General features: G+C 59.5%; 30 protein-coding genes. 11 read left to right on the forward strand and 19 right to left on the reverse strand.

Translation table 11 applies throughout. The annotated features are described in order from the left end of the window. The first annotated feature begins 147 nt into the window (after nucleotides 1–147). Entirely contained in the window at nucleotides 148–1,323 is a 1,176-nt protein-coding gene (locus tag AB4N53_RS04500; protein ID WP_016774329.1) for a XylR family transcriptional regulator, read from the forward strand. A gap of 12 nt (nucleotides 1,324–1,335) precedes the next feature. Here AB4N53_RS04500 and AB4N53_RS04505 read toward each other — a convergent pair whose 3' ends face one another. Beyond that, nucleotides 1,336–2,502, reverse strand: coding sequence for an MFS transporter (locus tag AB4N53_RS04505; protein ID WP_041480537.1), 1,167 nt, complete (start codon nucleotides 2,500–2,502; stop codon nucleotides 1,336–1,338). A 95-nt stretch (nucleotides 2,503–2,597) separates the two neighbouring features. Here AB4N53_RS04505 and AB4N53_RS04510 point away from each other — a divergent pair, with 95 nt between their 5' ends. Together AB4N53_RS04510 and AB4N53_RS04515 are read left to right on the forward strand one after the other, a co-directional pair. Continuing rightward, on the forward strand, nucleotides 2,598–3,491 hold the full coding sequence (locus tag AB4N53_RS04510) for a LysR family transcriptional regulator (RefSeq protein ID WP_460118524.1): 894 nt from the start codon (nucleotides 2,598–2,600) through the stop codon (nucleotides 3,489–3,491). Between the two features lie 102 nt (nucleotides 3,492–3,593). Next, the gene (locus tag AB4N53_RS04515; RefSeq protein ID WP_460118526.1) at nucleotides 3,594–3,983 is read left to right on the forward strand and encodes a hypothetical protein; all 390 of its coding nucleotides are present in this window, start codon (nucleotides 3,594–3,596) and stop codon (nucleotides 3,981–3,983) included. A 107-nt stretch (nucleotides 3,984–4,090) separates the two neighbouring features. Here the strand turns inward: AB4N53_RS04515 and AB4N53_RS04520 are convergent, their stop codons facing one another. Then, on the reverse strand, nucleotides 4,091–4,606 hold the full coding sequence (locus AB4N53_RS04520; protein ID WP_460118528.1) for a hypothetical protein: 516 nt from the start codon (nucleotides 4,604–4,606) through the stop codon (nucleotides 4,091–4,093). Nucleotides 4,607–4,671: 65 nt separating this feature from the next. Beyond that, complete coding sequence (locus AB4N53_RS04525) at nucleotides 4,672–5,628, reverse strand: aromatic alcohol reductase (RefSeq protein WP_460118530.1); 957 nt, start codon at nucleotides 5,626–5,628, stop codon at nucleotides 4,672–4,674. Between the two features lie 93 nt (nucleotides 5,629–5,721). On the opposite strand from AB4N53_RS04525, the gene AB4N53_RS04530 reads away from it, so the two are divergent. After that, entirely contained in the window at nucleotides 5,722–6,180 is a 459-nt protein-coding gene (locus tag AB4N53_RS04530; RefSeq protein WP_460118532.1) for a winged helix-turn-helix transcriptional regulator, read from the forward strand. An 11-nt stretch (nucleotides 6,181–6,191) separates the two neighbouring features. Here AB4N53_RS04530 and AB4N53_RS04535 read toward each other — a convergent pair whose 3' ends face one another. Next, nucleotides 6,192–6,605, reverse strand: a complete 414-nt coding sequence (locus AB4N53_RS04535) for a PaaI family thioesterase (protein WP_130888041.1) — start codon at nucleotides 6,603–6,605, stop codon at nucleotides 6,192–6,194. 132 nt (nucleotides 6,606–6,737) lie between these two features. Between AB4N53_RS04535 and AB4N53_RS04540 the strand changes: the two genes are divergently transcribed. Further along, the gene (locus AB4N53_RS04540) at nucleotides 6,738–7,193 is read left to right on the forward strand and encodes an N-acetyltransferase family protein (RefSeq protein WP_460118534.1); all 456 of its coding nucleotides are present in this window, start codon (nucleotides 6,738–6,740) and stop codon (nucleotides 7,191–7,193) included. 7 nt (nucleotides 7,194–7,200) lie between these two features. On the opposite strand, the gene AB4N53_RS04545 is transcribed toward AB4N53_RS04540, so the two are convergent. The 4 genes from AB4N53_RS04545 to AB4N53_RS04560 form a co-directional block, all read right to left on the reverse strand. Continuing rightward, nucleotides 7,201–7,830, reverse strand: a complete 630-nt coding sequence (locus tag AB4N53_RS04545) for a DUF3885 domain-containing protein (RefSeq protein ID WP_460118536.1) — start codon at nucleotides 7,828–7,830, stop codon at nucleotides 7,201–7,203. A gap of 48 nt (nucleotides 7,831–7,878) precedes the next feature. After that, nucleotides 7,879–8,820, reverse strand: a complete 942-nt coding sequence (locus AB4N53_RS04550) for an AraC family transcriptional regulator (RefSeq protein WP_460118538.1) — start codon at nucleotides 8,818–8,820, stop codon at nucleotides 7,879–7,881. An 18-nt stretch (nucleotides 8,821–8,838) separates the two neighbouring features. After that, nucleotides 8,839–9,663, reverse strand: coding sequence for an oxidoreductase (locus tag AB4N53_RS04555; RefSeq protein WP_460118540.1), 825 nt, complete (start codon nucleotides 9,661–9,663; stop codon nucleotides 8,839–8,841). Nucleotides 9,664–9,861: 198 nt separating this feature from the next. Beyond that, the gene (locus AB4N53_RS04560) at nucleotides 9,862–10,113 is read right to left on the reverse strand and encodes a hypothetical protein (RefSeq protein WP_460118542.1); all 252 of its coding nucleotides are present in this window, start codon (nucleotides 10,111–10,113) and stop codon (nucleotides 9,862–9,864) included. 265 nt (nucleotides 10,114–10,378) lie between these two features. Between AB4N53_RS04560 and AB4N53_RS04565 the strand changes: the two genes are divergently transcribed. Continuing rightward, nucleotides 10,379–10,768: a low affinity iron permease family protein gene (locus AB4N53_RS04565; protein WP_460118544.1), complete on the forward strand. Its 390-nt coding sequence runs from the start codon at nucleotides 10,379–10,381 to the stop codon at nucleotides 10,766–10,768. Between the two features lie 28 nt (nucleotides 10,769–10,796). Here AB4N53_RS04565 and AB4N53_RS04570 read toward each other — a convergent pair whose 3' ends face one another. After that, nucleotides 10,797–11,237: a type II 3-dehydroquinate dehydratase gene (locus tag AB4N53_RS04570; RefSeq protein WP_460118546.1), complete on the reverse strand. Its 441-nt coding sequence runs from the start codon at nucleotides 11,235–11,237 to the stop codon at nucleotides 10,797–10,799. Then, entirely contained in the window at nucleotides 11,234–12,607 is a 1,374-nt protein-coding gene (locus tag AB4N53_RS04575) for an MFS transporter (protein ID WP_460118548.1), read from the reverse strand. The genes AB4N53_RS04570 and AB4N53_RS04575 overlap by 4 nt, the downstream gene beginning before the upstream one ends. A gap of 163 nt (nucleotides 12,608–12,770) precedes the next feature. On the opposite strand from AB4N53_RS04575, the gene AB4N53_RS04580 reads away from it, so the two are divergent. Beyond that, nucleotides 12,771–13,655, forward strand: a complete 885-nt coding sequence (locus AB4N53_RS04580) for a LysR family transcriptional regulator (protein WP_460118550.1) — start codon at nucleotides 12,771–12,773, stop codon at nucleotides 13,653–13,655. A 12-nt stretch (nucleotides 13,656–13,667) separates the two neighbouring features. Here the strand turns inward: AB4N53_RS04580 and AB4N53_RS04585 are convergent, their stop codons facing one another. Further along, nucleotides 13,668–14,582: a LysR family transcriptional regulator gene (locus AB4N53_RS04585; protein WP_460118552.1), complete on the reverse strand. Its 915-nt coding sequence runs from the start codon at nucleotides 14,580–14,582 to the stop codon at nucleotides 13,668–13,670. 156 nt (nucleotides 14,583–14,738) lie between these two features. Here AB4N53_RS04585 and AB4N53_RS04590 point away from each other — a divergent pair, with 156 nt between their 5' ends. Continuing rightward, nucleotides 14,739–15,749, forward strand: a complete 1,011-nt coding sequence (locus AB4N53_RS04590) for a zinc-dependent alcohol dehydrogenase family protein (protein ID WP_460118554.1) — start codon at nucleotides 14,739–14,741, stop codon at nucleotides 15,747–15,749. A gap of 65 nt (nucleotides 15,750–15,814) precedes the next feature. On the opposite strand, the gene AB4N53_RS04595 is transcribed toward AB4N53_RS04590, so the two are convergent. Genes AB4N53_RS04595 through AB4N53_RS04605 form a run of 3 tightly spaced genes read right to left on the reverse strand, consistent with a single transcriptional unit; the run spans nucleotide 15,815 to nucleotide 18,597 of the window. Continuing rightward, nucleotides 15,815–16,816, reverse strand: a complete 1,002-nt coding sequence (locus AB4N53_RS04595; RefSeq protein ID WP_460118556.1) for an NAD(P)H-quinone oxidoreductase — start codon at nucleotides 16,814–16,816, stop codon at nucleotides 15,815–15,817. Nucleotide 16,817: 1 nt separating this feature from the next. Continuing rightward, a complete protein-coding gene (locus AB4N53_RS04600) occupies nucleotides 16,818–17,150 on the reverse strand; it encodes a carboxymuconolactone decarboxylase family protein (protein ID WP_460118558.1) in 333 nt (110 codons plus the stop codon). A gap of 10 nt (nucleotides 17,151–17,160) precedes the next feature. Then, entirely contained in the window at nucleotides 17,161–18,597 is a 1,437-nt protein-coding gene (locus tag AB4N53_RS04605; RefSeq protein ID WP_460118560.1) for an NAD-dependent succinate-semialdehyde dehydrogenase, read from the reverse strand. A gap of 210 nt (nucleotides 18,598–18,807) precedes the next feature. Between AB4N53_RS04605 and AB4N53_RS04610 the strand changes: the two genes are divergently transcribed. Beyond that, on the forward strand, nucleotides 18,808–19,734 hold the full coding sequence (locus tag AB4N53_RS04610; protein WP_460118562.1) for a LysR family transcriptional regulator: 927 nt from the start codon (nucleotides 18,808–18,810) through the stop codon (nucleotides 19,732–19,734). Nucleotides 19,735–19,804: 70 nt separating this feature from the next. On the opposite strand, the gene AB4N53_RS04615 is transcribed toward AB4N53_RS04610, so the two are convergent. Next, complete coding sequence (locus AB4N53_RS04615; RefSeq protein ID WP_460118564.1) at nucleotides 19,805–20,056, reverse strand: DUF2790 domain-containing protein; 252 nt, start codon at nucleotides 20,054–20,056, stop codon at nucleotides 19,805–19,807. 193 nt (nucleotides 20,057–20,249) lie between these two features. After that, entirely contained in the window at nucleotides 20,250–20,945 is a 696-nt protein-coding gene (locus AB4N53_RS04620; protein WP_460118566.1) for a glutathione S-transferase, read from the reverse strand. A 142-nt stretch (nucleotides 20,946–21,087) separates the two neighbouring features. On the opposite strand from AB4N53_RS04620, the gene AB4N53_RS04625 reads away from it, so the two are divergent. Continuing rightward, nucleotides 21,088–21,663, forward strand: a complete 576-nt coding sequence (locus tag AB4N53_RS04625; RefSeq protein ID WP_460118568.1) for a TetR/AcrR family transcriptional regulator — start codon at nucleotides 21,088–21,090, stop codon at nucleotides 21,661–21,663. Here AB4N53_RS04625 and AB4N53_RS04630 read toward each other — a convergent pair. Both AB4N53_RS04630 and tspO read right to left on the reverse strand, forming a co-directional pair. Then, nucleotides 21,621–22,604 carry an alpha/beta hydrolase fold domain-containing protein gene (locus tag AB4N53_RS04630; RefSeq protein WP_460118570.1) on the reverse strand — a complete coding sequence of 328 codons (984 nt, stop codon included), beginning with the start codon at nucleotides 22,602–22,604 and terminating at the stop codon, nucleotides 21,621–21,623. The genes AB4N53_RS04625 and AB4N53_RS04630 overlap by 43 nt on opposite strands. After that, the gene (gene tspO, locus AB4N53_RS04635) at nucleotides 22,601–23,044 is read right to left on the reverse strand and encodes a tryptophan-rich sensory protein TspO (RefSeq protein WP_039758892.1); all 444 of its coding nucleotides are present in this window, start codon (nucleotides 23,042–23,044) and stop codon (nucleotides 22,601–22,603) included. The genes AB4N53_RS04630 and tspO overlap by 4 nt, the downstream gene beginning before the upstream one ends. 163 nt (nucleotides 23,045–23,207) lie before the next feature. Between tspO and AB4N53_RS04640 the strand changes: the two genes are divergently transcribed. Beyond that, complete coding sequence (locus AB4N53_RS04640; protein WP_016774354.1) at nucleotides 23,208–23,444, forward strand: hypothetical protein; 237 nt, start codon at nucleotides 23,208–23,210, stop codon at nucleotides 23,442–23,444. Nucleotides 23,445–23,486: 42 nt separating this feature from the next. Here the strand turns inward: AB4N53_RS04640 and AB4N53_RS04645 are convergent, their stop codons facing one another. Beyond that, nucleotides 23,487–24,398, reverse strand: a complete 912-nt coding sequence (locus tag AB4N53_RS04645) for a magnesium transporter CorA family protein (RefSeq protein WP_460118573.1) — start codon at nucleotides 24,396–24,398, stop codon at nucleotides 23,487–23,489. Nucleotides 24,399–24,400 lie beyond the last annotated feature (2 nt).

Raw genomic sequence — 24,400 nt, forward strand, 5'->3', positions numbered from 1 at the left:
CCTGACATGGCGGCCCGGAACAGTACAAAAACAATTTGAGGCCGCTTTCGCGAGCAGGCTCGCTCCCACATTTGATTCGTGTCATTCACAAAACCGTGTGGGAGCGAGGATGCTCGCGAATGGCTTGACGCCAAATCCGGATCCTGTATGAAAAGCCTACCGCCCGTGCACCGCATCGCCCTGTTGTTCAACGGCAGCAAGATCTACGACCGTGGAATCATCAGCGGCATTGGCAACTACCTGAGCAGCACCCGCGCTTCCTGGGACTTGTTTCTGGAAGAGGATTTTCTCTGCCGCCTGAAAGGCATCGAGCGCTGGCAGGGTGACGGGATCATTGCCGACTTCGACGATCCGCTGATCGGCGAGGCGCTGGCCGACATTCATTTGCCGGTGGTGGCGGTGGGCGGTTCCTACGAGGATGCGCGCGCCTACCCGAAAGCGATTCCCTACGTTGCCACTGACAACAACGCATTGATCACGCTGGCTTACTCGCATCTGGTCGAGGCGGGGTTGCAGCGTTTTGCCTGTTTCAGCCTGCCGGAGGCGCAGGCCAATCGCTGGGCGCAGGAGCGGGAAAAAGCCTTTCGCAAACTGATGCAACGCGATGGCCTGCACGCGGAAATCTATCGCGGCATGGGCACCAGCGCGCCGCTGTGGGACAGCGCCGTGGAACAACTGATCGCCTGGCTGCACAGCCTGCCGAAACCGATCGGCATCATCGCCGTCAGCGACGCCCGTGCCCGGCAGTTGCTGCAAGCCTGCCTGACCGCCGGCATCGCCGTGCCCGAGCAGGTCGCGCTGATCGGCATCGACAATGACCCGCTGACCCGCAGCCTGACGCGTGTGCCGCTGAGTTCGGTGATTCAGGGCACCGAAACCATGGGCCGCACCGCCGCGCAACTGCTGCACCAGATGCTCCACGGCATGCCGTCCACCGGTACGCAAATCCTGATTCCGCCGGACGCGGTCAACGTGCAGGTGTCGAGCCTGCACCAACCGCTGGGCAATCCCTACGTCATGCAAGCGCTGCTGTTCATCCGCCAATATGCCTGCCAGGGCATCAAGACCGCGCAAGTGGCGGCCTATGTCGGCGTGTCGCGCTCATCGCTGGAAGCGCATTTCCGCGCCGAGCGCGGTTGCAGCGTGCATGACGAGATTCTGCGTTTCAAACTGGCGGCGGCTACCAGCGGTTTGAAGAACACCGATGCTGCGATTGCCGATATTGCCCAGGCCTGCGGCTTCAAGTCTGCGCAATATCTGCACACGGTGTTCCGTCGCGAGTTCGGCTGCACGCCCCGCGAGTATCAGCAGGGCGGGGCGTAGCGCTGCGAAGACTTACGCCAGCGCAGCGGCACTGGCTCTGGAGCGCCAGGCGAACGTCAGCACCATCAGCAGGCCCAGACCAGCCATCGCCGCGCCGGCCAAGGAAATCGCTGGATAACCCAGCCCGGCATTGATCACCGCGCCACCCAGCGCCGCGCCGATCGCGTTGCCGAAATTGAACGCACCGATGTTCACCGCCGAAGCCAGATTCGGCGCGTCCTTGGCCGCTTCCATCACGCGCATCTGCAGCGGCGGCACCAGAGCGAAGCTGGCGATACCCCAGATCAGAATGGCCACGGCGGCCGGCAGCGGCCAGCGCATCAGCACAGTGAATGCGAGCAAAACCACAATCAATGCGCTCAGCGACACGATCAGGGTGCGGTCGATCGAACGGTCGGCAGCCTTGCCACCCCACATGTTGCCCAGGGTCAAACCGATTCCGAACAACACCAGCATGGCGGTGATGAACGCGGCGGAGGCGTGGGTCTCGCTGCTGAGAATCGGCGCGATGTAGGTGAACACGGTGAACATCGCACTCGAGCCGACCACGGTCAGGGCCAGCGCGGCCAGCACCGGACCTCGGCCCAATACACGTATTTCCGCCAGCGCACCCGCGCCTTGCTCTGCTTTCAGATTGGGCAGGGCGAACCACAAGGCGATCATGGTCAGCACGCCGAGACCGGTAATGCCCCAGAACGCCGTGCGCCAGCCGAACAGCTCACCAAACCACGCCGCCAGCGGCACACCGCCGATAGTCGCCAACGTCAGGCCCATGAACATTGCCGCCACGGCGCCGGCACGTTTCTCTGGCGCGACCACACTGGCGGCAACCACCGAGCCAACCCCGAAGAACGCACCGTGATTGAGCGAGGTGATCACCCGGGCGACCATCAGGCTGGAGTAATCGGTGGCCAGCGCCGACATCAGATTGCCCAGGGTGAAAATCGCCATCAGCCCGATCAGCAGATAACGCCGAGGGATTTTGCCGGTGGTCAGGGTCATCAGCGGTGCGCCGAGCAGCACGCCCAAAGCGTAGGCACTGACCAACAACCCCGCAGCGGGAATGGAAACGCCGAGATCGGCAGCGATGCCGGGCAACATGCCCATCGGCGCGAACTCGGTGACGCCGATGCCAAAGGCGCCGACAGCGAGTGCAACAAGTGGTGGATTGATACGCATGGAAAGTCTCCTCATCTATGCCGCCAATGCTACGATCCATCGTTTTCCGGCGGTAGATGGCGATTTTGGCAATCACCTTTGCGTAAGAGGCACGAATGGACTTCAACGGCAGATCAGGGGAAATGAGCGTGTTCGTCACCGTGGCGCAGGAGGGCAGCCTCTCAGCAGCGGCGCGTGCATTGGGGCTGACGCCTTCGGCGGTCAGTCGGATCATCGCCCGCGCCGAACAGCGACTCGGCACTCGTCTGTTGCTGCGCACGACCCGCGCGCTGGCGTTTACCGCCGAGGGCGAAGCGTTCCTGCGCGGTGCCCGGCGGATTCTGGCCGACATGGACGAAGTGGAAGGCGCCATCACCGATCAAGGCGTACCCAAGGGCCGCTTGCGTGTCAGTGCCGCCCTTGGCCATGGACGGCTGACCATTGTGCCGTTGGTCGCAGCCTTCACCGCCCGTTACCCGAACATCGTCGTCGACCTCAGCCTCGGCGACGAAGTAGTCGACATCCTCGCTGGCCAGGCGGATGTCGCCATACGCTTCGGCCATCTGCCCGACAGCCCGTTGACCGCACGCCGGCTCGGCCACACCGGCCAAGTCGTGGTCGCATCGTCCGACTACCTGAAACGCCACGGCACACCTCTCGAACCGGAAGACCTGCTCAAGCACAACTGCCTGCGCTTCAACTTCCGCCGCGCCGAAGCCAACTGGCCGTTTATCCGCGACGGCAAGGAGTTCTCGCTGAAAGTCAGCGGCAACATCGAATGCAGCAGCGGCGAAGCACTGGCCCAGTTCGCCAGACTCGGCGCCGGCATTGCGCGGATTGGCGAGTTCACCGTCAGGGAAGACTTGCAGCGCGGGGATTTGATTGCGCTGCTGCAAACCTGGAACCCCGGTGATGAGGAACCGATTCATGCGGTGTTCGTCGGCGGCGCGGCGATGCCGGCGCGGGTGCGGTTGTTTGTGGATTTTTTACTGGAGCAGCATCGGATGTAAGAGGTGGCATCTTTTCATCGGATCTGATTCTTTGCATGCAAATGCAATCATATTGCTATCATTTGCAGCTCTTCATTTTCAGTCTGAATACAGTGAGTACCGATGTTTGTGAAAACGCTGAATGGATTGCTAGTCTTAGTGGTTTGCGGCGTGCTGGGCGCTTGCGGAAAAACAGACCGTTTTGCCGACGGCTGGGATCAAGGCGGCAACCTGCATGACGTGAGTCTGCGCGAGTGGGCCTTTGCAACCGATGCCAACCGGCTTGCCAGTGCTGCCGATTTTGTCCGGGAATTTATTCCGGCGTTGCCAGCAGTGTCTTTGCCGCTCGCAAGCGCCCTGGTTGAAAAGTGCCTGACCGAGAGTGCGTATATAGCCGCTATCGAGGAGATTCGAGTGCGAAGCAGAATTGAACCCTGTATTGAATATGCTCAACAAACCGCCCAGAGCCTCTCGCAGGAATATGCCAAGCGCCAAGGTGTTTCCAGCCAGTAAACGGTCGCCAGCGAAGTATTGTGTCGGCTCCTAGTTACAAAGGGCCACCGCAGAATGATGGACCCGGATGTTCTTTACTGGGCGCCGAGCGAGACAGATCGTTGTTTTCACTCGACGAATCTGAGGCATGCAAAAGCGGTTTTGATACGCAGTTGCTTGATGGGTTCGATGCTTTCCTGAGATCCGATTTTTTTGACTACGCCCAGGCCGCAGTATTGTTGATTGAAGGTGAAGATCGGGAGAAGGCCAGCCTTGGGTTCAGTCCAGTAGCCCGACTTCAACGTATAGCTGGCCCCAGCCTGAGGGGTGAAAGAGAAGGGTATCTGGCAAAACTTTCCACCAACTGTTTGCCGGTAAGTCAAAACCAGCTCTTTGTCGGCAGCTACCGGCGATTGGATAAAACCCTCGGTATAGGGCAAAGGCGTGAAGCCCGCGTAACATCCCGATTCGTTGAAGGTCATCGCGTCGAGATTAGTGCCGCTTTCATATTTAAGCCTGACCGTCGCAGACGGCTCATCCTGTCGGGGAAATTGATACTGTTTACCCTGAAACAGTGAAGTACAACCGCTCAGTGCCAATGCTCCAGCCAAAAGCGTCAAGCCAAATCTGCCATTCCCGTACATGTACTGCTCCTGGATACCATCGGACTTTTCAAAAGCAGATGATACCGAAAAGTGGCCACATGCTATTAAGCTTTACATGATTCAGACAACCCAAGTTTCTCCCGTGCCCACTGCTCAGCCGTCGTGACCTGAATCGCCCGCTGCTCATTGAACGTGCCCGCTATAGGCCACGCCACACCTCGGCCTTGGGCGAATACAGCGCGGTATTTTTTGATGTGGTGAGTGGGGTCTTTTTCCAGTTCCTGCATCAGGTGCGGCACTGTCCAGACGTTACGCTTGAAGGGGCGTCCGAGCACGCGTTCGAGAAGGCCCGCGACCTGTCCATAGGTCAGCGTGTCACCCGAGAGGTACACGATCTCGTTGCGAAAACGCGGTTCGAAGAAAACGATTTCTGCGGTCAGCTTGCCGATGTCGTCCGGAGTCGTGAGCGTCACGCTGGTGTCCAGGCTGCCCAGGGCGTTAACGGTGTCGTTGTCGAAATCAACGACTTCAAATACTGGCTCAAACAGGAAGCTGGTAAACATGCCGGTCGAGATGATCACCCATTCGGTTTTGTCCTGCGCGCGCAGCAGTTCGCGCACGTCGAGCTGACTGTCGAACAGATCCTGCGGACTGCCCCGGCCGATCACCTCGAAATCCACGCCAAACTGCCAGGGAAAGTAGCGTTTGATGCCGGACTTGAGCGCGGCGGTCGCCAGCTTCATCGGCGTCTCGCGACCAGCGACCATGCCGGCGCAGCCAATGACGGTATCGAACGGTGCGAAGACTTCGGCCAGTTCGTCGATTGAATCGTTGACCAGATCTGCCGCCACCATCTGCACGCCGAGACTGCGCAGTTCATCGATTCCGGCTTTCTTTTCCGGCACCTGACTGTTGATCGTCGAGGCCCTGAGCAGGACGCTGATCGTGCTGCCGGGCGAGCGCTTTGCTGCTCGTGCAAGGTTGCGCAAAACCGGCAGGCCGAGCTCGCCTGCGCCCAGGACGAGAATGGATTGCGCGGAAGGGTGGTTCGATTCGGTCATGATGTCTCCTCAGATCTGCATGTAAGATCGGCAAATGCTGGCACGATCGGGCAGCACTCAGAAGAAGGCACACGCGTGATACCAGGTGAAGAAATGACTGATCAGCAAGCGCTCAGTGAGGCAGAAGCGATCTGCCAGACGCTCAGACGAGACGATGATGGCGTGCGCCGCGAAGTGCTTGCACACGCCGGCAGTCGCTGGTCTTTGGGCATCCTGCATGCCTTGGGTGTCTACGGCACCATGCGTCACGCCGAGATCAAACGGCAGATGACCGGCGTGACTCAACGCATGTTGACCAAAACCCTGCGTGCGCTTGAACGCGACGGCCTGCTGACCCGGCGCGAGCTCGACCAGGTGCCGCCGCACGTCGAGTACGAACTGACGCCATTGGGGATGGGATTGCTGGTGCGGATGTCGCCGATCTGGACTTGGGTGGTGGAAAACGTCGAGGGTTTCCGCGAAGCGCGACGCACGTTCGATAGCCAGACCGGCAAGAAACCCTCGTGGCAAATCCCTGTGCCGGCGCGGGACGATCCTGAAGCGTCAGACTGAGGTTTCGCGCTTCAGCTCAGCGGCACCGCGAACACGGCACTGGCGCGCGCAACCGTTCGCTCTCCGACGTGCAGACTGACGCCAGCAAACGCCAGTTGACGTCCCTTTTTGGAGTGTTCAAGACGCACTTCGAGCCATTCGTTGATTTGCACCGCACCGAGATAATCCAGGGTCATGCTCGCCGTGATCAACGGCTGCGGCGGATCGCTGGAGAAGGCCATGGCGTAGCCCATCCCCACATCCGCCAATGTCGCCAATACACCGCCATGCAAAGTGCCGCGACCATTGGCGTGGCGGGAGTCGGTCAGTAAACCCAGTTCCAATTGTAGGCCGTGGCCTCTGGCGTAGATCGGGCCGAGCAGATCCAGCAACGGACTGCTGCGGGTGAATGGAGTGAAGCCTTCGGGAATGGCCGTGGTGTTCATGATCCCATCCTGATGCAGGTGGCTGACCTGTGTGATTGGGCGAGGAAACACAGAAGGGGGCAAGCACTATGCGGATGGGGAATTTGCTGCGATAAGTGCTGTACACGGAACTGACAAGCAAGGAGCTACTGGGTGGATATTCAAATTCACATCGCGAGAGATGCGGATGCATCGGCTATCAGTGAAACGATCATCAAGACGCTCCGTGAGAGCAATGCCCGCGACTATCCTCCCGAAATCATTGATCGAGTGATTGAAAGTTTTTCGCCCTCGAAGATCCTTCGTTTTTTGACTGAGCGTCAGGTGCTGGTCGCTACGCTCGACAGCCAAATCGTCGCAACGGCAAGTCTCGATCGAGACGTTGTTCGAAGCGTTTTTGTCGACCCGGGCTTTCAAGGAATGGGTGTCGGAAGACAGCTGATGAAGAGCATTCAATCACTCGCCATGGACACAGGTTTCAATCTGCTGCGCGTTCCTTCTTCAGTCACCGCAGAAGGCTTCTATGCTTCCCTCGGCTTCAAGAAAATCAGAGATGAGTTTCATCAGACGGAGCGCACGATCATCATGGCGAAGAAGTTGAAACGATAGCGTTCACCTAACGTTTAAGCCTGCCGAATGTGGCTTCCATCGCTGCCCGGTCATGGTCGAGCAACCAGGCATGATGTCGTTGATAAAGCTGCAAAAGTAGTTCGGCGTTGGCTCCAACCACGTCCATGCCTCTGTCGTCATAGGGAAAGACCATGACTCGCTTGGGCAGATTGAACAGGTAGACAGCACAGTTCGCACGCGGTTGGATAGCACCGAAGTCCTTGGCCAATGCGCACCAGAGTAATGCTTGAATGCTCGCGACAGACGCTTCGAAGGCGACGTTGACCCAATATTCCGGCTCTTCCTCACTGAACCATTCCTCGTTATCTATTTCTTCGCTCCAGATGCACAGCGCTGATGGAGTATCGATGCCAGCAGATTTAAGGGCGCGAAGAGTGCTGCGGTGGGCGAATCGATTGCGACCGGAATGAATGCGCAGGCATGCGGCAAACGATGCGTCCCCTTGGAAAATGTCGCCGCAGATGGTTATGGATTTGCGCATAGCGGTCAGGAATTGCTCGATCATTCCGCCCGTTTCGGAGAGTTCGAAACGCAATCCTCCGGGCCAGGAATAGAAAAGCGGACGGGCGAATGCCTGGGGTCCAAATGCGTTTTCGATCTCAGCTCTCAGATTCACGTTCTTCCCTTCAATGTGGATTTGTGTGTGTTCAAGACGCGGGTGAAGTCAGTGCGACGACACAAACGGCGAAGCAGTCGTCGGTGCCGGCAGCGCATAGGCCTGTTTCATCCACGCAACTTCCGCTAGCGGGGTGCGGCCGAAGAGGCGTTTGAAGTCGCGGCTGAATTGCGAGGCGCTTTCGTAGCCGACCAGAAATGCAGTTTTTGCCGCAGTCAGATCGTTACGCAGCATCAGCAATCGCGCCTGGTGCAGCCGCGTCGACTTGAGATACTGCATCGGCGAGGAATCGGTAACCTTGCGAAAGTGCAGATGAAAATTCGGCACGCTCATCTGCGCTTCATCGGCCAGGGTTTCTACGTCGAGATGCTGGTGATAGCAACTGTGGATCTTGTGGATGGCGCGGGTCACTTTGCCGAACTGGCCCTGTTGGGCGATGGCGGCGCGCAGGGTGCCGCCTTGTTCGCCGGTGAGGATACGGTAGTAGAGCTCGCGCAGCATCGCCGGGCCGAGGATTCGCGCGTCGGCATCGTTGTTCATCACTTCGAGAAAACGCAAGGTCGATTGGCGTAGCGGTTCGTCGAGCGGCGAGGCGTACATGCCCATCGGTTGGGATCTGGGGAAATTCCACAGTTCATCGACCTGCTGAATCAGCTCGCCGGCCAAGGCGAAATCCAGACGCACGTACACCGCGAGCATTGGCTCGGCTTCGCTGGCGTCGGTTTCCATGGTGAAGGGCACCGGCACCGACACCACCAGATAGTGCTGAGCGTCGTAGACGTAGACTTCATCGCCGAGATAACCGCGTTTACGCCCCTGACAAAGGATCACGATGCCCGGTTCGTACAGCACCGGCGTGCGTGTCAGCGGGCGGTTGGAGCGCAGGAAACGCACGTCCTCCAGCGGGCTCAGGTTGTAACCCTCCAGCGGGGCGAGCTGGCTCATCAACCGGACCATGCGTGCCGTGATCGGGTCTTTCGGTTTCGGCATTTAGGTTCTCCGCGTTGCTCAGCCATCCGTCGAGCGGCTGAGCGCTTGCCATTGCTCAATACTCTCCGCCGTCTGCTGCAACTTGTCACGCACCAGGGCCAGAGCATCACTGCCAAGCAGCAAGTGAGCCGGAGGGTTTGGACTGTCGATTATCGTCAGCATGGCCCGTGCAGCTTTCAGCGGATCGCCCAGCTGACGGCCGCTTTTCTCCTCCCGGGTCTTGCGCACCGGATCGAAGCTTGCGTCGTAATCACTGATGCTACGCGGCGTGCGCTGCATCGAGCGGCCTGCCCAGTCGGTGCGAAACGATCCCGGCGCCACAGCGGTGACAAAAATATTGAAGGGCGCAAGCTCCTTGCTCAAGGTGTCGGAGATCCCCTCAAGCGCAAATTTGCTGCCGCAGTAATACGCGATCCCGGGCATGGTGATATGGCCGCCCATCGAGGTGATATTGAGGATATGCCCCGCACGGCGCTGGCGGAAATACGGTACGAAAGCCTTGGTCACCGCCACTGCGCCAAACACGTTGACATCGAACTGGCGGCGCATTTCCTCCAGTGACGACTCTTCGAAAATCCCCTCATGGCCATAACCTGCGTTGTTGACCAGCACGTCCACCGGGCCGTGACGATCTTCCACCGCAGCAACCACCCCATCGATGGCATCGAAATCGGTAACGTCCAGCAGCACCCCATGCGCACGCTCGGGCGACAGCGCTTCGAAAGCTGCCAGCGCGGATTCACTGCGCACTGTGCCGATAATCCTGTGACCTCGAGCGAGCGCTTCTTTGGCCAGAGCCTGGCCAAAGCCGCTGCTGACACCGGTGATGAAAAGGGTCTTCATGGATCAGTACTCTTGCAGGCAATTGGAGAGGCCATGCTAGGGCGGAACGCGCTGGTGGGCGATGCCGGATCGGATCCGAGTATTGCCTGTTCCTATCAATAAGGTTCTGGATCAGTTGTTCAGCGTTGGCCCCCAGAAGGCGGAAAAGTCCTGCAGGTCTCAAACCCGCAGGACTTTTCTGGTCTCAGTATTACGCGCTTAGGCTGCGCGACGACCCGGTGTGCGGTCGGATCCATCAGCGGCCAGGGCCTCACCCAGTGGGGTGCGGTCTGAGCCGTCGGCAGCGATGGCCGGGCCTTGGGGCGTACGTTGCGAACCGTCGGCTGCAACGGTTTGCTGTGGTTCGCTGACCTGGGTGAAGAAGCGATCTTCCTGATTGCTCGGTACGGCGAATGCACTGGCGCTGAGGGCGAAAGTGGCGACGGCGATCAGTTGGCTTACAGTTTTCATGGCGGTGACTCCGGTCAAATCGGGATTGAGGTCCGGGTCGTTCAGATCAGTCTCTGGTTAACCCGTTGCAGTGGTGTGTTCTGCATGGGTTCAGATTAGGGGGCAGGGCGCTGTCGGCGTTAGGCGGATACTGTTGGCGATTTGCCTGATTCTGTTTATGAGGTGCTGGCGATAAAACGACAGTCACGACGAACGGTTGGAAATGTGACTAAGTATTTCAGTGATGGGCGAGGTCAAGTGCATGAGTCTATCTAGAGGTATCCAGATGAAATTCGCACGCTTTTGCCAGGCACTCTCCAATTGGGCAGGCAGCCCCAAAACCTTTCTGACGGCAATCCTTCTGATCGTTGCGTGGGCGGGAACCGGGCCATATTTTCATTACAACGACACTTGGCAACTGATCATCAACACCTCGACGACGATCATTACTTTCCTGATGGTGTTCCTCATTCAAAATACGCAGAACCGGGACAACGACATTTTGCATTTGAAGATCGATGAACTGATACGCGCCACAAAAGAAGCCCAGAATGCCAGCCTGGGTCTGGAGAAAATGGAAGCGCGCGAGCTTAGAAAACTGCGCAATCAATATCGTGCCCTGGGTGAGTCCGGTCAGATTGATGTGGAATCAGTCAAAGAAAGTGGGGCCCGTTAGAGTTCTCTGAACGAGCCCACCGAGCTTTTTACCGACGCAACAAGTTGTCGACCGCACGTATCGCCAGCGCATAACCGTCGGCGCCCATGCCACAGATCACAGCATTGACCACCCCGGACATGATCGAGTGGCGATGCAATTCATCCCGTGCGTGGATGTTCGACAGATGCAGTTCGATCAGCGGTGTGCTGAGCAACTTCAGCGCATCGAGCACCGGGATGGAATGAAATGACAGGCCGGCCGGGTTGATGATCACTGCGGCGCCTTGATCAAAGGCTTCCTGAATCCAATCGACCATCACGCCTTCGTGGTTGGTCTGGCGAAACACGCAGTGCAGATCAAGTTCCCCGGCCAGTTGCTCACTGCTCAGACGAATTTGCTCAAGAGTGGTGTGCCCGTAGATATGCGGTTCACGGCGGCCCAATAGATTCAGATTCGGGCCGTTGAGAATAAAGACAGTGCGGTTCATGGTCGTCCTGCAGCGTTATTTGGAGAGAAAGGCGATGTGGCCGTTGCGTCGGCGTTGTCTGGCGTCACGGCGTTCAGGTCGACGCCCCGGGTTTCGGGACCGATCAGGATCATCGCCAGCGAAATCAGATTGATCACCGCGCACAGCGTCACCAAGGGCCATGGTGAATTGTTGGACTGGCTCATCAGCCACACGGCAATCATCGGCATGGGGCCGCCGATCACCAGGTTGGCGCCGGTATAGGCGAGGGCCGAGCCGGAATAGCGCACCTGGGTGGGAAAGGCTTCAGCAAACGCCACTGGCTGGATGCCGCTTTGAAACTGAGTGAAGCCGAGGAACAGGCCCATGATTGCCATGATGGCGGCAACGTTCAGCGTGTTGAGAATCGGGAAGTAGACGAACAGGATCAACAAGGTCATGCACGAGCCGAACGCCAGCGCTTTTTTGCGTCCCCAGCGATCAGAAAGGTAGCCGCCGGCCAACGCTCCGACAATCGCGAACAGGTTGGCGACCATCAGCGACATGAAACCCGTCGACTGACTGAAGCCGAGATGCTTGGTCAGGTAGCTGAGGGAAAAAATCACAATCAGGTAGAACAGCGCAGCGGGCGAGCAGAAAAACAGCATCAAACGCAGGATGGTTTTGTAGTGGCTGCCCATGGCCGATTTGAGCGGGCTTTTTTCCTGCTTGACGGGGTTTTTCTTCAAGGCAACGAAGGCGGGGGTTTCATCGACCTTCAGGCGGATATAGATCGCGACGATAACCAGCACGAAGCTGAGCAGGAATGGAATCCGCCAGCCGAAACTTTCAAACTGTTCGCTGGAGAGGGTGGCAGCCAGGCCCATCAGCACGCCGTTGGCCAATATCTGACTCAGCGGTGAACACAGACCGAGCAACCCGGAATAGCGACCGCGACGATCACGAGTGGCATGTTCCAGCGCCATCAGTTGCGCCCCGGTGGATTCACCGCCGAGCGCGAAGCCCTGGATGATGCGCAGCAGCACCAACAGAATCGGCGCGAGAATCCCCACCTGTGCATAGGTGGGCAACAAGCCCATCAGCACCGACGCCAGGCCCATCAGGGTAACCGTGGCGAGCATCAGGTTGCGACGGCCCAATTTGTCGCCGAGGTAGCCACAGGTAATCGCGCCCAGGGGGCGGGCGGCAAGTCCGACGCCGAACGTGGCCAACGATGCCAGCAGCCCGGCGGTCGGTTCCATGGCAGGAAAAAACAGCTTGGGCAGGATAGTTGCCGACACCGCACCGTAGAGGGTGAAGTCAAACCATTCCAGCGCAGTGCCGATGGTCGCAGCGGTCACCGCTTTGCGAGGCATGCGCAAATCATGAGTCTCGTGACTGGTTGTGCTCATTGGGGGGCTCGTCATTATTTTTATGGTTACGGGGTCCCCGTACGATTCTGGCCAGCGCTGGCCTGGGCAGATCGTCGAAGTCAGTAGACAGTAGCCCATCCGGCCTAGAGAATAATTATCGAAATTACGATAAATAGATAAGCCAGCCTTATGGATCATTGAAATGGAATTGCGTCATCTCAAGGCCTTTGTGGTCGCCGCCGAGCTTCAGCATTTCAGCCGGGCAGCCGAACAATTGGACATCGCGCAACCGGCGCTCAGCCAATTGATGCGTACGCTGGAGGCCGAGCTGGGGCTGGCATTGTTCCGCCGGGAAAACCGTAGCGTCGTGTTGACGGCCGCCGGCGAGGCGTTCCTGCCACACGCGCGGCAGTCGATAGAGGCCAGTGAACGGGCGACGGCCGCCGCGCGACGTGCACGGCGCGGTGAGGTCGGCGAGATCAACATCGGTTATCACTCGGCTTTGTTCGAAGCCAACCTGCCGCAATTGCTGCGGCATTACTTCAGCACATTCCCCGAAGTCAAAGTGTCGCTGGTCGATGCCGGGATCCGCGCGCAGTTCGACATGTTGCTCGACCACAAGCTCGATCTGGCCTTTGCCCGCGTGTTCAAGGATCACTTGCCGGATCGTCTGCGTACCCATCATTTCAGCCAGTCACGCCTGGTCTTGCTGATCCCGGACAACCATGAACTGGCGGACCGCTTCAGCGGCGAGTTGGCGACACTGCGTCACGAGAAATTCGTGCTGTTGCAGGACAGCGCGGGCATCGGCCTGACCTCGCATACGCTACAGGCGTGTCGGCAGAACCAGCTGCATCCCGAGAACATCATGTATGTGCCGTCACTGATGAGCATCCCGGGCCTGGTGGCGGCGGGCATCGGCTTGAGTATCGTGCCTGAGGCAGTCACCCGGTTGAGCATGCCGGGCATTCGCATCATCCCGCTGAATCAGGCGGAAATGGTCAGTGAGCTGTCGCTGATTTCGCGCATCGATGAGCGTTCCAGTGCAGTGCTGCACTTTATCGAAGAAGCGCACGGCTGGGAGTGAGAAGGCCCGCCTTCAGTTCTGCACCCACGCCCCATGCAACTGCACAAACCGCACCTGCAGCCATTCGATAAACACCTGCACCTGCGCCGGCAAATGCGTGCGGCTCGGGTACAGCAGCGATACCGGCCGAGGCGTCGGGCGCAGCGGTTGCAGAATCTCTACCAATGCTCCGTTAGCCAGATGCTCGGCGACCGCGATGCCCGGCGCCTGGATAATGCCGAAGCCCGACACGCCACACTGCACGTAGGCGTTCGACTCCGTGACGGTAATGCCTTTGCGGCTGACGTAGGTTTTCTGTTTGCCCTCAACTGAAAATTGCCAGGGCAGAGTGCGGTTGTTCTGGCCCGAGAGAAAGTTCACGCCTTGATGGTTCGCCAGATCTCCAAGCGTTTCGGGTGTGCCGTGCTCGCGTAGATACTCCGGCGCGGCGCAGGTGACCATGGTCGCCAGGGCGATAGGGCGGGCAATCAGGGTTGAGTCGGGCAGCTCTCCGATGCGCAGCGCACAGTCGATGCCTTCGCCGACCAGATCAACCGCACGATCGGTGACGCCCAGTACCATGTCGATGCCGGGGTAGGTGTCGGTGAATTCGCGCAGGCTTTTGATGAATTCCAGCTGCGCGAACGCGGTGGGAATGTCGATGCGCAGGCGGCCGGACAGCGTGGCTCCGGTGCGATCGAACATGGTGGTAGCGGCGGTGATCTCGGCCAGAATTTCCTGGACCCGCTGATAGAAAAGTTCACCCTCGGCGGTGAGTGCCACTTTCCTCGTAGTGCGCTGGAACAGGCGCACGCCCAGCGATGTTTCCAGTTCCTGAATATAGCGAGTGACCTGCGGCCGGCCGATGTCCAGCGACTCAGCGGCTTTGGTGAAGCTGCCCAGTTCCGCCAGTCGGGCGAACAGGCGCATCGATTGCAGTAATTCCATGGCTTTTCCGCTGAGCTCAGTATCTGAATTTGTTGCCTGAGAATAGAACAATCCTATCTGTTTCCAAGCATTTATTGCGCTGCAGTAAAAGCCAATCATGGACCCAAGGCAAACCTGCTGAGGGTTTGCAGCCAATAACGCATTTGGAGACTCACCATGAAAGCGTGGTTACTGAAAGATTTCGGGCTCGACAATCTGCAACTCGGCGAGACGCAAACGCCGCAACCCAAGGCTGGCGAGCTGTTGGTCAAGGTCGGCGCGGTCTCGCTGAATTTCCGCGACAAGGCCATCGTTGACGGTATCTACGAGCCGCACCTGGTGCCGAAACCGCTGATTCCAGTGAGCGATGCCGCCGGTACCGTAGTTGCAATCGGCGCCGGCGTTACTCGTTTCAAGGTTGGCGATCGGGTCAATTCGCATCTGTACTCGCGCTGGCTTGACGGCGAGCCGGGGCCGAACGAGCCGGATTATTGCTTCGGTTCACCGCTGCCCGGTGGCCTCGCCGAGTACATGATCATTCACGAGGACAGCGCCGTCGGCGCGCCGGCCAACATGAGCGATGAACAGGCGGCGACGCTGCCTATCGCCGCACTGACCGCGTGGTACGCACTGGTGGATTTCGGCGCTATTCAACCGGGCCAGACCGTGTTGGTGCAGGGCACCGGCGGCGTATCGATTTTCGCCGTGCAGATCGCCACCGCGCTGGGCGCCAAAGTCATCGCAACCTCAAGCAGCGATGACAATCTGCACGCGGTAAAACGTCTGGGCGCGGTCGCCGGTATCAACTACCGCAGCACGCCGAACTGGGCGGACGAGGTGCTGAAACTCACCGAGGGCAAGGGTGTGGATCTGCTGCTCGATGTGGCAGGAGGCAATGGCATCAATCAGTCGGTAGCAGCGACCAAGGCCTCGGGGCGGATTGCGCAGATTGGCTTTCTGACAGGGCAGACCGTCGAGCTGAACCTGATGCCGCTGATCTTCCGCCAGACCACGATTCGCGGCATTGCGGTGGCACCGCGTTCATCGTTCGACCGGATGAACGTGTTCCTCGCCGAGCACGACATTCGCCCGGTGATCGACCATGTGTATCCGTTCGAACAGGCGCGCGAGGCCTATGAGCATCTGGCGAAGGGGGCGTTTGGCAAGGTGGTGATCAAGGTGGGCTGATCAGCGCAAACGTCAGACAAACCAAGGCCAGTCAGCTCAACTGACTGGCCTTTCTTACGTCTGTCTTAGCGCAAATCCTCCGGCTGCATCGTCAGAATAATCTTCCCGACATTCTGCGAAGACTCCATCCGCCGATGCGCGTCGGCTGCGCGCGACAGCGCGAAGGTACTGTCCACCACCGGTTCCAGGCTCGCCGCGCCGGCGAAGCGCTCCAGCCAATGTTCGCGAAAGCGCTGGATCATCGCGTGCTTCTCCGGCTGGGTGCGCGACTTCATCACCGTGCCGATGATTTGCAGATGTCGATAGAGGATGTGCTCGAGCTCCACGTCGACCTTGCCGCCGCCGCCAAGGATGCCGACCTGCACCAGGCGGCCGCCGTGGGCCAGCGAGGCGATGTTGCGGGCGAAGTAGGGTGCGCCGATGAAGTCGATGATCACGTCGACGCCGCGCCCGTTGGTTTTGTCGGCGATGACTGCGGCGAAATCCTCGGTTTTGTAGTCGATCGCCACATCGGCGCCCAGATGTTCGACACGTGACAGCTTGCTGCCCTCGGTGGTCGCGTACACCGTGGCGCCTGTGGCGTAGGCCAGTTGCACGGCAGCGGAACCGACGCCACCGGCGGCGGCATGAATCAGCACTGAGTCGCCTGACTTGAGTCGGGCCAGGTGCAGCATCGCTTCGTGGGCGGTGACGAACACTTCGGGAATCGCCGCTGCGTGCACATAGTCGAGCTGCGCCGGAATCGGCATGGCCATGCGGTAGTCGATGCGCGCCAGTTCGGCGTAGGCACCGCCGCCGACCACGCCCATCACCCGGTCGCCGACGGCGAATCCGCTGACCTCGCTGCCGGTCTCGAGCACTTCCCCGGCAATCTCCAGACCGATGATCAGCGAGTCACCAAAGTTCGCATGGCCGTAGCCGCCGGTTCGGTGCGTCAGGTCAGCACGGTTCACGCCGGCCGCGTAGACGCGCACCAGTAGATCGGTCGGGCGCACTTCAGGGTCGGGTGCTTCGCCCAGTTGCAGCACTTCTGCCGAACCGAATTCTTTCAACTTGATGGCTTTCATCTCAGCGTTGCTCCGTGTCGGCAAGGGTGGCATTGGCGATGGCCGAGGCCGTGATGGCGCCCGGGAATCCGACGTAAAAGGCCAGGTGAGTGATCGCCGCCGACAACTCTTCATGGCTCACGCCATTGCTGACGGCGCGGCGCAGGTGCGCGGGTAATTCTTCGCAGTGGCCGCCGGCAATCAGCGCAGCGACAGTGATCAGACTGCGCTCGCGGGGTGACAAGGCGGGGTCATTCCAGATCTGCGGGTACAGCGTTGAGTCAACGAATTGCGCCAGTTTCGGGGTGAAGGCGCGGGCGGCTTCGCGTGGGCTGCTGAAATCGATAGTCGACATGGAAATCCCCTTAAACCTGGCTGATGAATTTGTTGGTGAGGTAGTGCTCGATGCCTTCGATGCCGCCTTCAGAACCGTGGCCGCTTTCCTTCATGCCGCCGAACGGCAACTCAGTGGCGACGATGCGGTACTGGTTGATGCCGATCATTCCGGCTTCCAGGCCATCGGCCACGTCGATCGCGGTGCGCGCATTGGAGGTAAACGCGTAGGCCGAGAGGCCATAGGGCAGGCGGTTGGCTTCTTGCAGCCCGTCGCTCAGTTCATCGAAAGGCATCAGTATCGCGATGGGGCCAAAGGGTTCTTCGTGCATGATTCGCGCACTCATCGGCACATCGGCCAGAACAGTGGGCTGGAAGAAGAAGCCTGCGCCCGGCAACGCTTCGCCACCGGCCAGCACCCGCGCGCCTTTCTCGACGGCGTCGGCGATCAGTTGCTCCATCTTCGCCAGTTGCCGTGGGTTGGCCAGAGGGCCGACCTGGGTTTGCGGATCCATGCCATCGCCGATTTTCAACGCCTGGGTGGCCGCGACGAAGTGCGCGACGAACTCGGCATAGGCCTCGCGCTGGATCAGGAAACGAGTCGAGGAAATGCACACTTGGCCGGTGCCGCGAAAGCGATTGGCGACGCCTTCCACAGCAGCCTTTTCGATGTCGGCGTCGGCAAACACCAGAACCGGGCCGTGGCCACCCAGTTCCAGGGTGATCGGCTTGACGCCTTCGGCAGCGCGGGCCGACAACAGCCGACCGATTGGCACCGAACCGGTGAACGTCACTTTGCGAATGACCGGTGAGGCAATCAGATGGCTTGAAACTTGATCCGGCACGCCGAACACCACTTGCAGCACGCCTTTCGGCAGGCCGGCATCGTCCAGCGCCCGGGCCAGGGCCAGGGCGGTGGAAGGGCTTTCCTCGCCGGGCTTGAGCACCACGCTGCAACCGGCGGCCAGTGCAGCCGAGAGCTTGCGCGCCGGGGTGATGGCCGGGAAATTCCACGGTGTGAACGCTGCGACGGGGCCGATGGCTTGGCGTTTGACCAGTTGCAGTACACCCGGACGATTGGCCGGTACGACACGGCCGTCGATGCGTCGTGCGCTTTCGGCGAACCACTCGAAATATTCCGCCGCACGGGTCACTTCATCGAGGCTTTCGCGCAGTGGCTTGCCTTCTTCCAGCGTCATTTGCGCAGCGATGTGCGGGGCGCGTTCGAGGATCAGGTCGGCGGCGCGCTTGAGGATTTTTGCGCGCTGGTCCGGCACGGTCTGGCGCCATTGGTCGAAGCTCAGTCGGGCCACTTCGAGGGCGTGATCCAGGTCTTCGGCGGTGGCCAGTGGCACCTGGCCGATTTCCTCGCCGGTCGCCGGGTTGACCACCGCAGCGGTCGCGCGGTCTTGGGCGGTGAGCCATTGACCACCGATGAAGAGATAGAGCGGATCGTAAGGAGTGTTCATGGATGTCGCCTTCATGGTTGAGGATTCATTCGGCGCCTTGTACGCAGTGGTTCAGGCGTCCCGTGGAATCCAGTCTATGGAAGGCGCGCCGTTTGATTTAGCCGGCCGCGAGGGAATCATTGTTGTCCCAGAAGGTAATATCGAGCGCAGGAGCGAGCGTGTAGCATCCGACGTATCCGCAGTGAGTGGCAGGTCTACAGGACGATCAGGATGGACAAACTTTCAAACATGTCGGTGTACATCAAGGTAGTCGAGATGGGCAGTTTCACTGCCGTGGCCAACCATCTCGACTCCACCGTCGGTAACGTATCGCGTGCGGTCTCGGCGTTGGAAAACGTGCTCGACACCCGCCTGTTGCAACGCTCGACCCGGCGTCTCTCGGTGACCGACGCGGGCCGGCGGTTTTATGAACGCTGCGTGAAGATTCTCGCTGAGCTGGAAAGCGCCGAAGCCGAGGCGAGCAATGCCGCCTTGCAACCACGAGGGACGTTACGCGTGCACTGCGTGCCCGGACTGGCCCGGCAATTGGTGACCGGCGCGGTGTTGGAATATCGCCAGGCGTTCCCCGAAGTGACGGTCGATTTGATGCTCTCCCAACGCATGCCCAATCTGCTTGAGGATCAGTTGGACGTGTCCATTCTGATCGCGCGAACGCTGCCGGATTCGGCGTATGTCAGCCAAAAGATCGGCATCAGTCACTGCGTACTGGTGGCCTCCCCGCAATACCTGGCGCGGCATGGAGCACCCGAAACGCCGGAGCAGCTTTGCGATCATCAATGCCTGCTGCTCGGTACCGTGGATTACGTGCGCGATGAATGGCAGCTCAAAAGCAAGGCGGGCGACGCGACGTTCATCCCGAGCGGGCCGAGTTTCAGCGTGAACGATATGGACGCAATGGCCGTGGCCATTCGCGAAGGGGCGGGGATTGGTCTGTTGGCAGGCTTCACGGCGATCGACGATTTGCGTGCCGGCAGGCTGGTGCGGGTACTGCCTGATTACCACACCTACGAGCGCAATGTTTATGCGGTCTACACGTCTCGCCAGTTTGTCGATGCGAAGATCACGCGATTCATCGATACCTTGAAAAGTCGGGTCGGCGCGCAGTTGGCGAGCACTGCTCAGGCGCTTGTCGATTGAAGCGGTAAAAGCATTTGCGTCTCAGCGAGCCAACTCTGAGACGCAATGGGTGTGCGAGGTATTGGCCTGATCAACCGTTGCTGCAGCCGCTGCCCATGACCTCGTATTGCATGATGTGCTGTTTGCCTTGGGAATCCTGATAAGTCATGTGCACCGGCACTACGGCGCAGACATCCGGCACGGGATCTTCCGAGATGATTTTGGCGACGTCGAGGTGACTGGCGTAGGTGTATTGCTCGACGGGAGGCGTGGTAGTCGAGTCCTGAGCCATGACCACCGAGCTGAAGCCGAAGAGTGCGAGGACGAGCATTGAGACTTTCATGGGTATTTTCCTTTGCTGAAGTTGAGTGTGCTGCTGGAGCGAACTCTATGCGGCGGCTGGCGGGGGAAACAGGCGCGGATCGGGTAAAGACTGTTTACGGTTTGAGCCACAATCGGCATGGGGTGAACGATCGCGCAGGGTTCAGCGCAAACAAAAAAGGCGCCGGTGAGGGCGCCTTTTTTTGGTCTTGGTTTTACGGTTCGCCGCGCTCAACCATCGCGCGCCACTGCTGCACACTCGGACGTTGCTGCATGCGCGCGTACCATTCGCGCAGTGCCGTGCAGTCTTCCGGGACTTCCAACTCAACCAGCGCCGAGAAGATCATCCCGCCCAATACGGCGATATCGGCCATGGAAAAACTCGCGCCGGCCACGAACGGCTGATGACGCAGCAAGTTGTCGAAATAGCGCATGCCGCGCACAGCCTTGTCCCGCATGCGCATGCCCCATTCGGCGTTCTGGTACAGCTCCACTTCCGGGCCAAGTCCCGGGGTTGCATGGTGGAAATACACGCTCACCGCATCGAGAAATTCAATCTCGGCACGCTTGGTCATCATGTGGATACGTCCTTGCTCAACCGGTGTGCGGCCGGTGAGCAGGGGGTTGCCGTCGAGTACGTCCAGGTATTGCGTGATGGCCGTGCATTCGGCGAGCAGCGTGCCGTCTTCCAGCTCTAGCACTGGCAGCGTTCCGGAGTAGTTCAAGCGCAAGAACTCGGGGTTCTTGTGTTCGCCTTTCCACAGATTTACCGAGACGAATTCGGTGCGCGCCAAGAGCGATTTTTCCGCCAGGGCGATGCGTACGCGGGCCGGGTAGGGGCCGTTGTACCAGTCGTAGATTTTCAAGGCGCAAATGGATTGAGCATCGTTGTGAGTAGAGGTAGCGGTCATTGCAGTTGTCCCTGCCTGTCAGTTGGTAGGCAAAGATTGCGACCAGAATTTATTGTTGTCAATCCCCTACCTGCCAATTGGCAGGTAAATCTTTCGCGGGTACAATCCGCCCCATTGATCGATGGCCATCGAGGACACAGACATGAGCGTGAACGCACGCGAAGCGATTCTGGAAGCCGCCAAAACAGCGGCGCAGACCCACGGCTACAACGGCATCAACTTCCGTAGCATCGGCGAAGTGGTGGGCATCAAGAACGCCAGCATCTACTACCACTTTCCCAGCAAGGCCGACCTCGGCGCGGCAGTTGCCGAGCGTTACTGGCAAGACGCGGCCAAGGCGCTGGATGACATTCGTGAGGCCAATCCCGAGCCGCAACAATCCCTGAAATTGTACCCGTCGATCTTTCGCACCTCGCTGGAAAACGGCAATCGGCTGTGCTTGGTCAGCTTCATGGCTGCCGAATACCAGGATCTGCCAGACCCGGTGAAGGACCAGGTGAAGAAGTTCGCAGAGGTCAATATCGGGTGGCTGACCCAGGTGTTGATCGCTGCTGGATCTGCCGACGAAGACAGCTGCAAGGCGCGGGCGCGGGCGATTTACGCGGCGGTGGCTGGCGCGCAGTTGATTGCGCGCAGCCGAGGGGATATTGCGTTGTTTGATGAGTTGATCGGCAGCTACGAAAGTGCCGGGCTGATTTCGGCGGACTTCACTGAGTAGCTCGCCACTCGTGCCGAAATCCACTGCCTGCTGTAAGCCAGCACATGGTCAGCAGTGGCCGTGGGGAAGTGAATGAAGCCATGCGGACACTCTGGCAGCACGTACATCTCCACCGGCGCCGCGTGTCGCCAGCGCTCAGCGATCAGCCGCGTGTCATCCAGCAGCGGATCGAGCTCACCGGCAAACAGCAACGCTTGGGGCTGCCCGCTGTAATCGCCATACAGCGGCGACAGCGGTGGCTGGCGGCGTTGTTCGTCGCTGATATCCGGCGTCAGCAGGCGCAACGCTTCGACCATGCCGGGGCCGTCGAGCACCAGCGTATCGGCTGGCGCGGTGCGCACGCTGGGTGTGCCGGTCAGGTCGTAGACGCCGTAATACAGCAGGGCGCCGCAGATCCGTTGCAGCACTTCGGGCGAAGATTTGAGCGCGAGCAGGGTAGCCGCCGCCAGATGGCCGCCAGCCGATTCACCGACGACGACTACGGGCAGCCCGGCAAATTCAGCATCGCTCAAGACGCCGCGAGTGGCCCGTAGACAGTCTTCCAGCAAGCCCTCGATTGGCGTCGACACGGCCAGCCGATAATCCACCGACACCACCGCCACGTCGCAAGTGTTGACGATGGCGATGTTGAAGTTGTCGTTCATCTGCGCATTGCCGATTACCCAGCCGCCGCCGTGGAAATCCAGTACCACGCCTCTGGCTTTGCCCTTGGGGCGAATGATGCGCACGGGCACCGTATCGATGATCTTCCGCTCGGCGGTCAGCCCATGTTGGTGCAGCTTGCCAGCGCCGCCGATCTGACCCGCCCGCAGCAACGCCTGAATCAGCCGTGGGGTGACTCGATTGCGCACCTTGAAGCGCGGCAGCCAGGCGAGCTTTTTGTTGAACGCGCGAATCTGCGCCAGTTCGCGCTCGCCTTGCGGCCATGGAAAATCGCTCACAGGCGATTCTTCATCAGGATCGAGCAGTTCAGCGCCAGCGCAACGCACAGCCACGCCAGATACGGGAACAGAATCAGCCCGGTGACCACGTCCAGTTGCAGGGCGAGCACGACCATCACCGCGACCACCACCCACAGCACCGCCAGAATCACCAGCGCCGCCAGCACCTGATGCGCGCCGAAGAACACCGGCGTCCACAGCGTGTTCAGGGCGATTTGCGCGGCCCACAAGGCCAGCACCGTTTGGCTGCCGGGGATCAGGCTCAGGCGATAACCGGCCCAGGCCAGCAGCAGGTAGATAATCGTCCAGGCCACAGGAAAGGCCCAGTTGGGCGGGGTGAAAGAGGGTTTGGTCAGCGATTCGTACCACGGGCCCGGTTTGAACATCACGCCAGTGGTTGCCGCCGCCGCGCAGGCCAAAAGGAATATGAAAAAGGTCATTGCCAGTCCTTAGCTGTGATCAGCTGTTATGGAGAGTTAAGAAGAGGACGCTTCGCTGCGCAAAAAGTTTGTTTGCAAACGCAAAATGGCAGTCGGGTTGAACTAAAAGCTGACCGTCGCGTCAGGATAAACACTGCCTTTTCCCACCGACGCGGACGACATCATGTACACCTATCACATCGAATACCGTTTCAACGGCGAGCCTCGTACTTACCTGCTCGAACTCAAGGAAGCGCAACTGGCCGAGCACGACGCGGCGATGCATCTGCTCGAACTGCATCTGGGCGATGCCGAAAACAGCCTGGTCATGCCCACGGCGGATTCGACGCCAGAACAGATTCTCGAGCAGGCCGAGCGGGTAGGGATTACACATATCCGGGTGGTCAGCCGCACCAATTGACCCTCGCATGCGGCGCAGGCGTTAGCAGAATGTGCTCTGGATTCAGGCCATGCGCCGCAATACCAGCACCATCCCCGCGCCCACGAGGCCCATGCAGGCGATCAGCACGGGAAAGGACATCCACCATGGAACGCCGGACGTCATCATGCTGAACTCCGACATGCCACCGATGCCGGCGATCAGGTTCAAGGGAAGGAACACGACGTTGATCAGGGTAAGCTTGCGCAGGGCCCGGTTCATGCTGTTGTTGGCAAGATTACCGTGGGACTCTATGAGGTTGGCGAACACCTTGGCGTGAATTCTGGCCTGCTGGAAGCTTTGTTCGTTTTCCACGATCAGATCGTTCAGCGCAGCCAGTTGACCGTCGCTGAAGCCCTGACGCTGACCGTGGTTGCGCAGCAGCGTCAGCACCGCTCCGTTACTTTGGATCGCATTGACGTAGTAGACGAGGCTTTCGCTCAGGTTGTACATCTGCGCCAATTGCTGATTGTCCATCGCACTGGTGAATTGCTGTTGGATCTCCCGAGCGATCTGTTTGACCACGCGCAAATGCCCGAGATAGTGGTGAACGCTTTCAGCGAGTAACGCCATCAGCACGTCCAGCGGCCCGGTCATTTGCGCATCGTGCTCAAGACCTGAAAGCAGCGAGTTGCTCGCGCAAATAACCACCAGGCGTTTTTCGCTCAGCACCACTCCGAAGGACGAAACGTTGAATGCGCGCCCGTCGAAGCTTTCCGGGCGCTTCCAGATCATAAACAGGTGATCAGGCTTGACCTCGATGCGGGCCACCTCGTCAGGGTCCAGCGACGACTCTATCGCTTGCGCGCCGATGCCCAGGCGTCTGTGCAGATCCAGTTGCTCGGCTGCGTCGGGGGCGACACACAGCCAGACAGTCGCCTGGTCCTCCGATGTCCTGTGCAGGGCGCCGCAATCAATGCAATAGCCTTCAATCATTG

The organism is Pseudomonas sp. H3_E04, assembly GCF_054668915.1.

What these genes read in the sequence shown, in the direction of transcription:
- AB4N53_RS04500 (WP_016774329.1), top strand. Translation starts at nt 148, where the DNA reads ATGAAAAGCCTACCGCCCGTGCACCGCATCGCCCTGTTGTTCAACGGC.
- AB4N53_RS04505 (WP_041480537.1), bottom strand. Translation starts at nt 2,502, where the DNA reads ATGCGTATCAATCCACCACTTGTTGCACTCGCTGTCGGCGCCTTTGGC.
- AB4N53_RS04510 (WP_460118524.1), top strand. Translation starts at nt 2,598, where the DNA reads ATGGACTTCAACGGCAGATCAGGGGAAATGAGCGTGTTCGTCACCGTG.
- AB4N53_RS04515 (WP_460118526.1), top strand. Translation starts at nt 3,594, where the DNA reads ATGTTTGTGAAAACGCTGAATGGATTGCTAGTCTTAGTGGTTTGCGGC.
- AB4N53_RS04520 (WP_460118528.1), bottom strand. Translation starts at nt 4,606, where the DNA reads ATGTACGGGAATGGCAGATTTGGCTTGACGCTTTTGGCTGGAGCATTG.
- AB4N53_RS04525 (WP_460118530.1), bottom strand. Translation starts at nt 5,628, where the DNA reads ATGACCGAATCGAACCACCCTTCCGCGCAATCCATTCTCGTCCTGGGC.
- AB4N53_RS04530 (WP_460118532.1), top strand. Translation starts at nt 5,722, where the DNA reads ATGACTGATCAGCAAGCGCTCAGTGAGGCAGAAGCGATCTGCCAGACG.
- AB4N53_RS04535 (WP_130888041.1), bottom strand. Translation starts at nt 6,605, where the DNA reads ATGAACACCACGGCCATTCCCGAAGGCTTCACTCCATTCACCCGCAGC.
- AB4N53_RS04550 (WP_460118538.1), bottom strand. Translation starts at nt 8,820, where the DNA reads ATGCCGAAACCGAAAGACCCGATCACGGCACGCATGGTCCGGTTGATG.
- AB4N53_RS04555 (WP_460118540.1), bottom strand. Translation starts at nt 9,663, where the DNA reads ATGAAGACCCTTTTCATCACCGGTGTCAGCAGCGGCTTTGGCCAGGCT.
- AB4N53_RS04560 (WP_460118542.1), bottom strand. Translation starts at nt 10,113, where the DNA reads ATGAAAACTGTAAGCCAACTGATCGCCGTCGCCACTTTCGCCCTCAGC.
- AB4N53_RS04565 (WP_460118544.1), top strand. Translation starts at nt 10,379, where the DNA reads ATGAAATTCGCACGCTTTTGCCAGGCACTCTCCAATTGGGCAGGCAGC.
- AB4N53_RS04570 (WP_460118546.1), bottom strand. Translation starts at nt 11,237, where the DNA reads ATGAACCGCACTGTCTTTATTCTCAACGGCCCGAATCTGAATCTATTG.
- AB4N53_RS04575 (WP_460118548.1), bottom strand. Translation starts at nt 12,607, where the DNA reads ATGAGCACAACCAGTCACGAGACTCATGATTTGCGCATGCCTCGCAAA.
- AB4N53_RS04580 (WP_460118550.1), top strand. Translation starts at nt 12,771, where the DNA reads ATGGAATTGCGTCATCTCAAGGCCTTTGTGGTCGCCGCCGAGCTTCAG.
- AB4N53_RS04585 (WP_460118552.1), bottom strand. Translation starts at nt 14,582, where the DNA reads ATGGAATTACTGCAATCGATGCGCCTGTTCGCCCGACTGGCGGAACTG.
- AB4N53_RS04590 (WP_460118554.1), top strand. Translation starts at nt 14,739, where the DNA reads ATGAAAGCGTGGTTACTGAAAGATTTCGGGCTCGACAATCTGCAACTC.
- AB4N53_RS04595 (WP_460118556.1), bottom strand. Translation starts at nt 16,816, where the DNA reads ATGAAAGCCATCAAGTTGAAAGAATTCGGTTCGGCAGAAGTGCTGCAA.
- AB4N53_RS04600 (WP_460118558.1), bottom strand. Translation starts at nt 17,150, where the DNA reads ATGTCGACTATCGATTTCAGCAGCCCACGCGAAGCCGCCCGCGCCTTC.
- AB4N53_RS04605 (WP_460118560.1), bottom strand. Translation starts at nt 18,597, where the DNA reads ATGAACACTCCTTACGATCCGCTCTATCTCTTCATCGGTGGTCAATGG.
- AB4N53_RS04610 (WP_460118562.1), top strand. Translation starts at nt 18,808, where the DNA reads ATGGACAAACTTTCAAACATGTCGGTGTACATCAAGGTAGTCGAGATG.
- AB4N53_RS04615 (WP_460118564.1), bottom strand. Translation starts at nt 20,056, where the DNA reads ATGAAAGTCTCAATGCTCGTCCTCGCACTCTTCGGCTTCAGCTCGGTG.
- AB4N53_RS04620 (WP_460118566.1), bottom strand. Translation starts at nt 20,945, where the DNA reads ATGACCGCTACCTCTACTCACAACGATGCTCAATCCATTTGCGCCTTG.
- AB4N53_RS04625 (WP_460118568.1), top strand. Translation starts at nt 21,088, where the DNA reads ATGAGCGTGAACGCACGCGAAGCGATTCTGGAAGCCGCCAAAACAGCG.
- tspO (WP_039758892.1), bottom strand. Translation starts at nt 23,044, where the DNA reads ATGACCTTTTTCATATTCCTTTTGGCCTGCGCGGCGGCGGCAACCACT.
- AB4N53_RS04640 (WP_016774354.1), top strand. Translation starts at nt 23,208, where the DNA reads ATGTACACCTATCACATCGAATACCGTTTCAACGGCGAGCCTCGTACT.
- AB4N53_RS04645 (WP_460118573.1), bottom strand. Translation starts at nt 24,398, where the DNA reads ATGATTGAAGGCTATTGCATTGATTGCGGCGCCCTGCACAGGACATCG.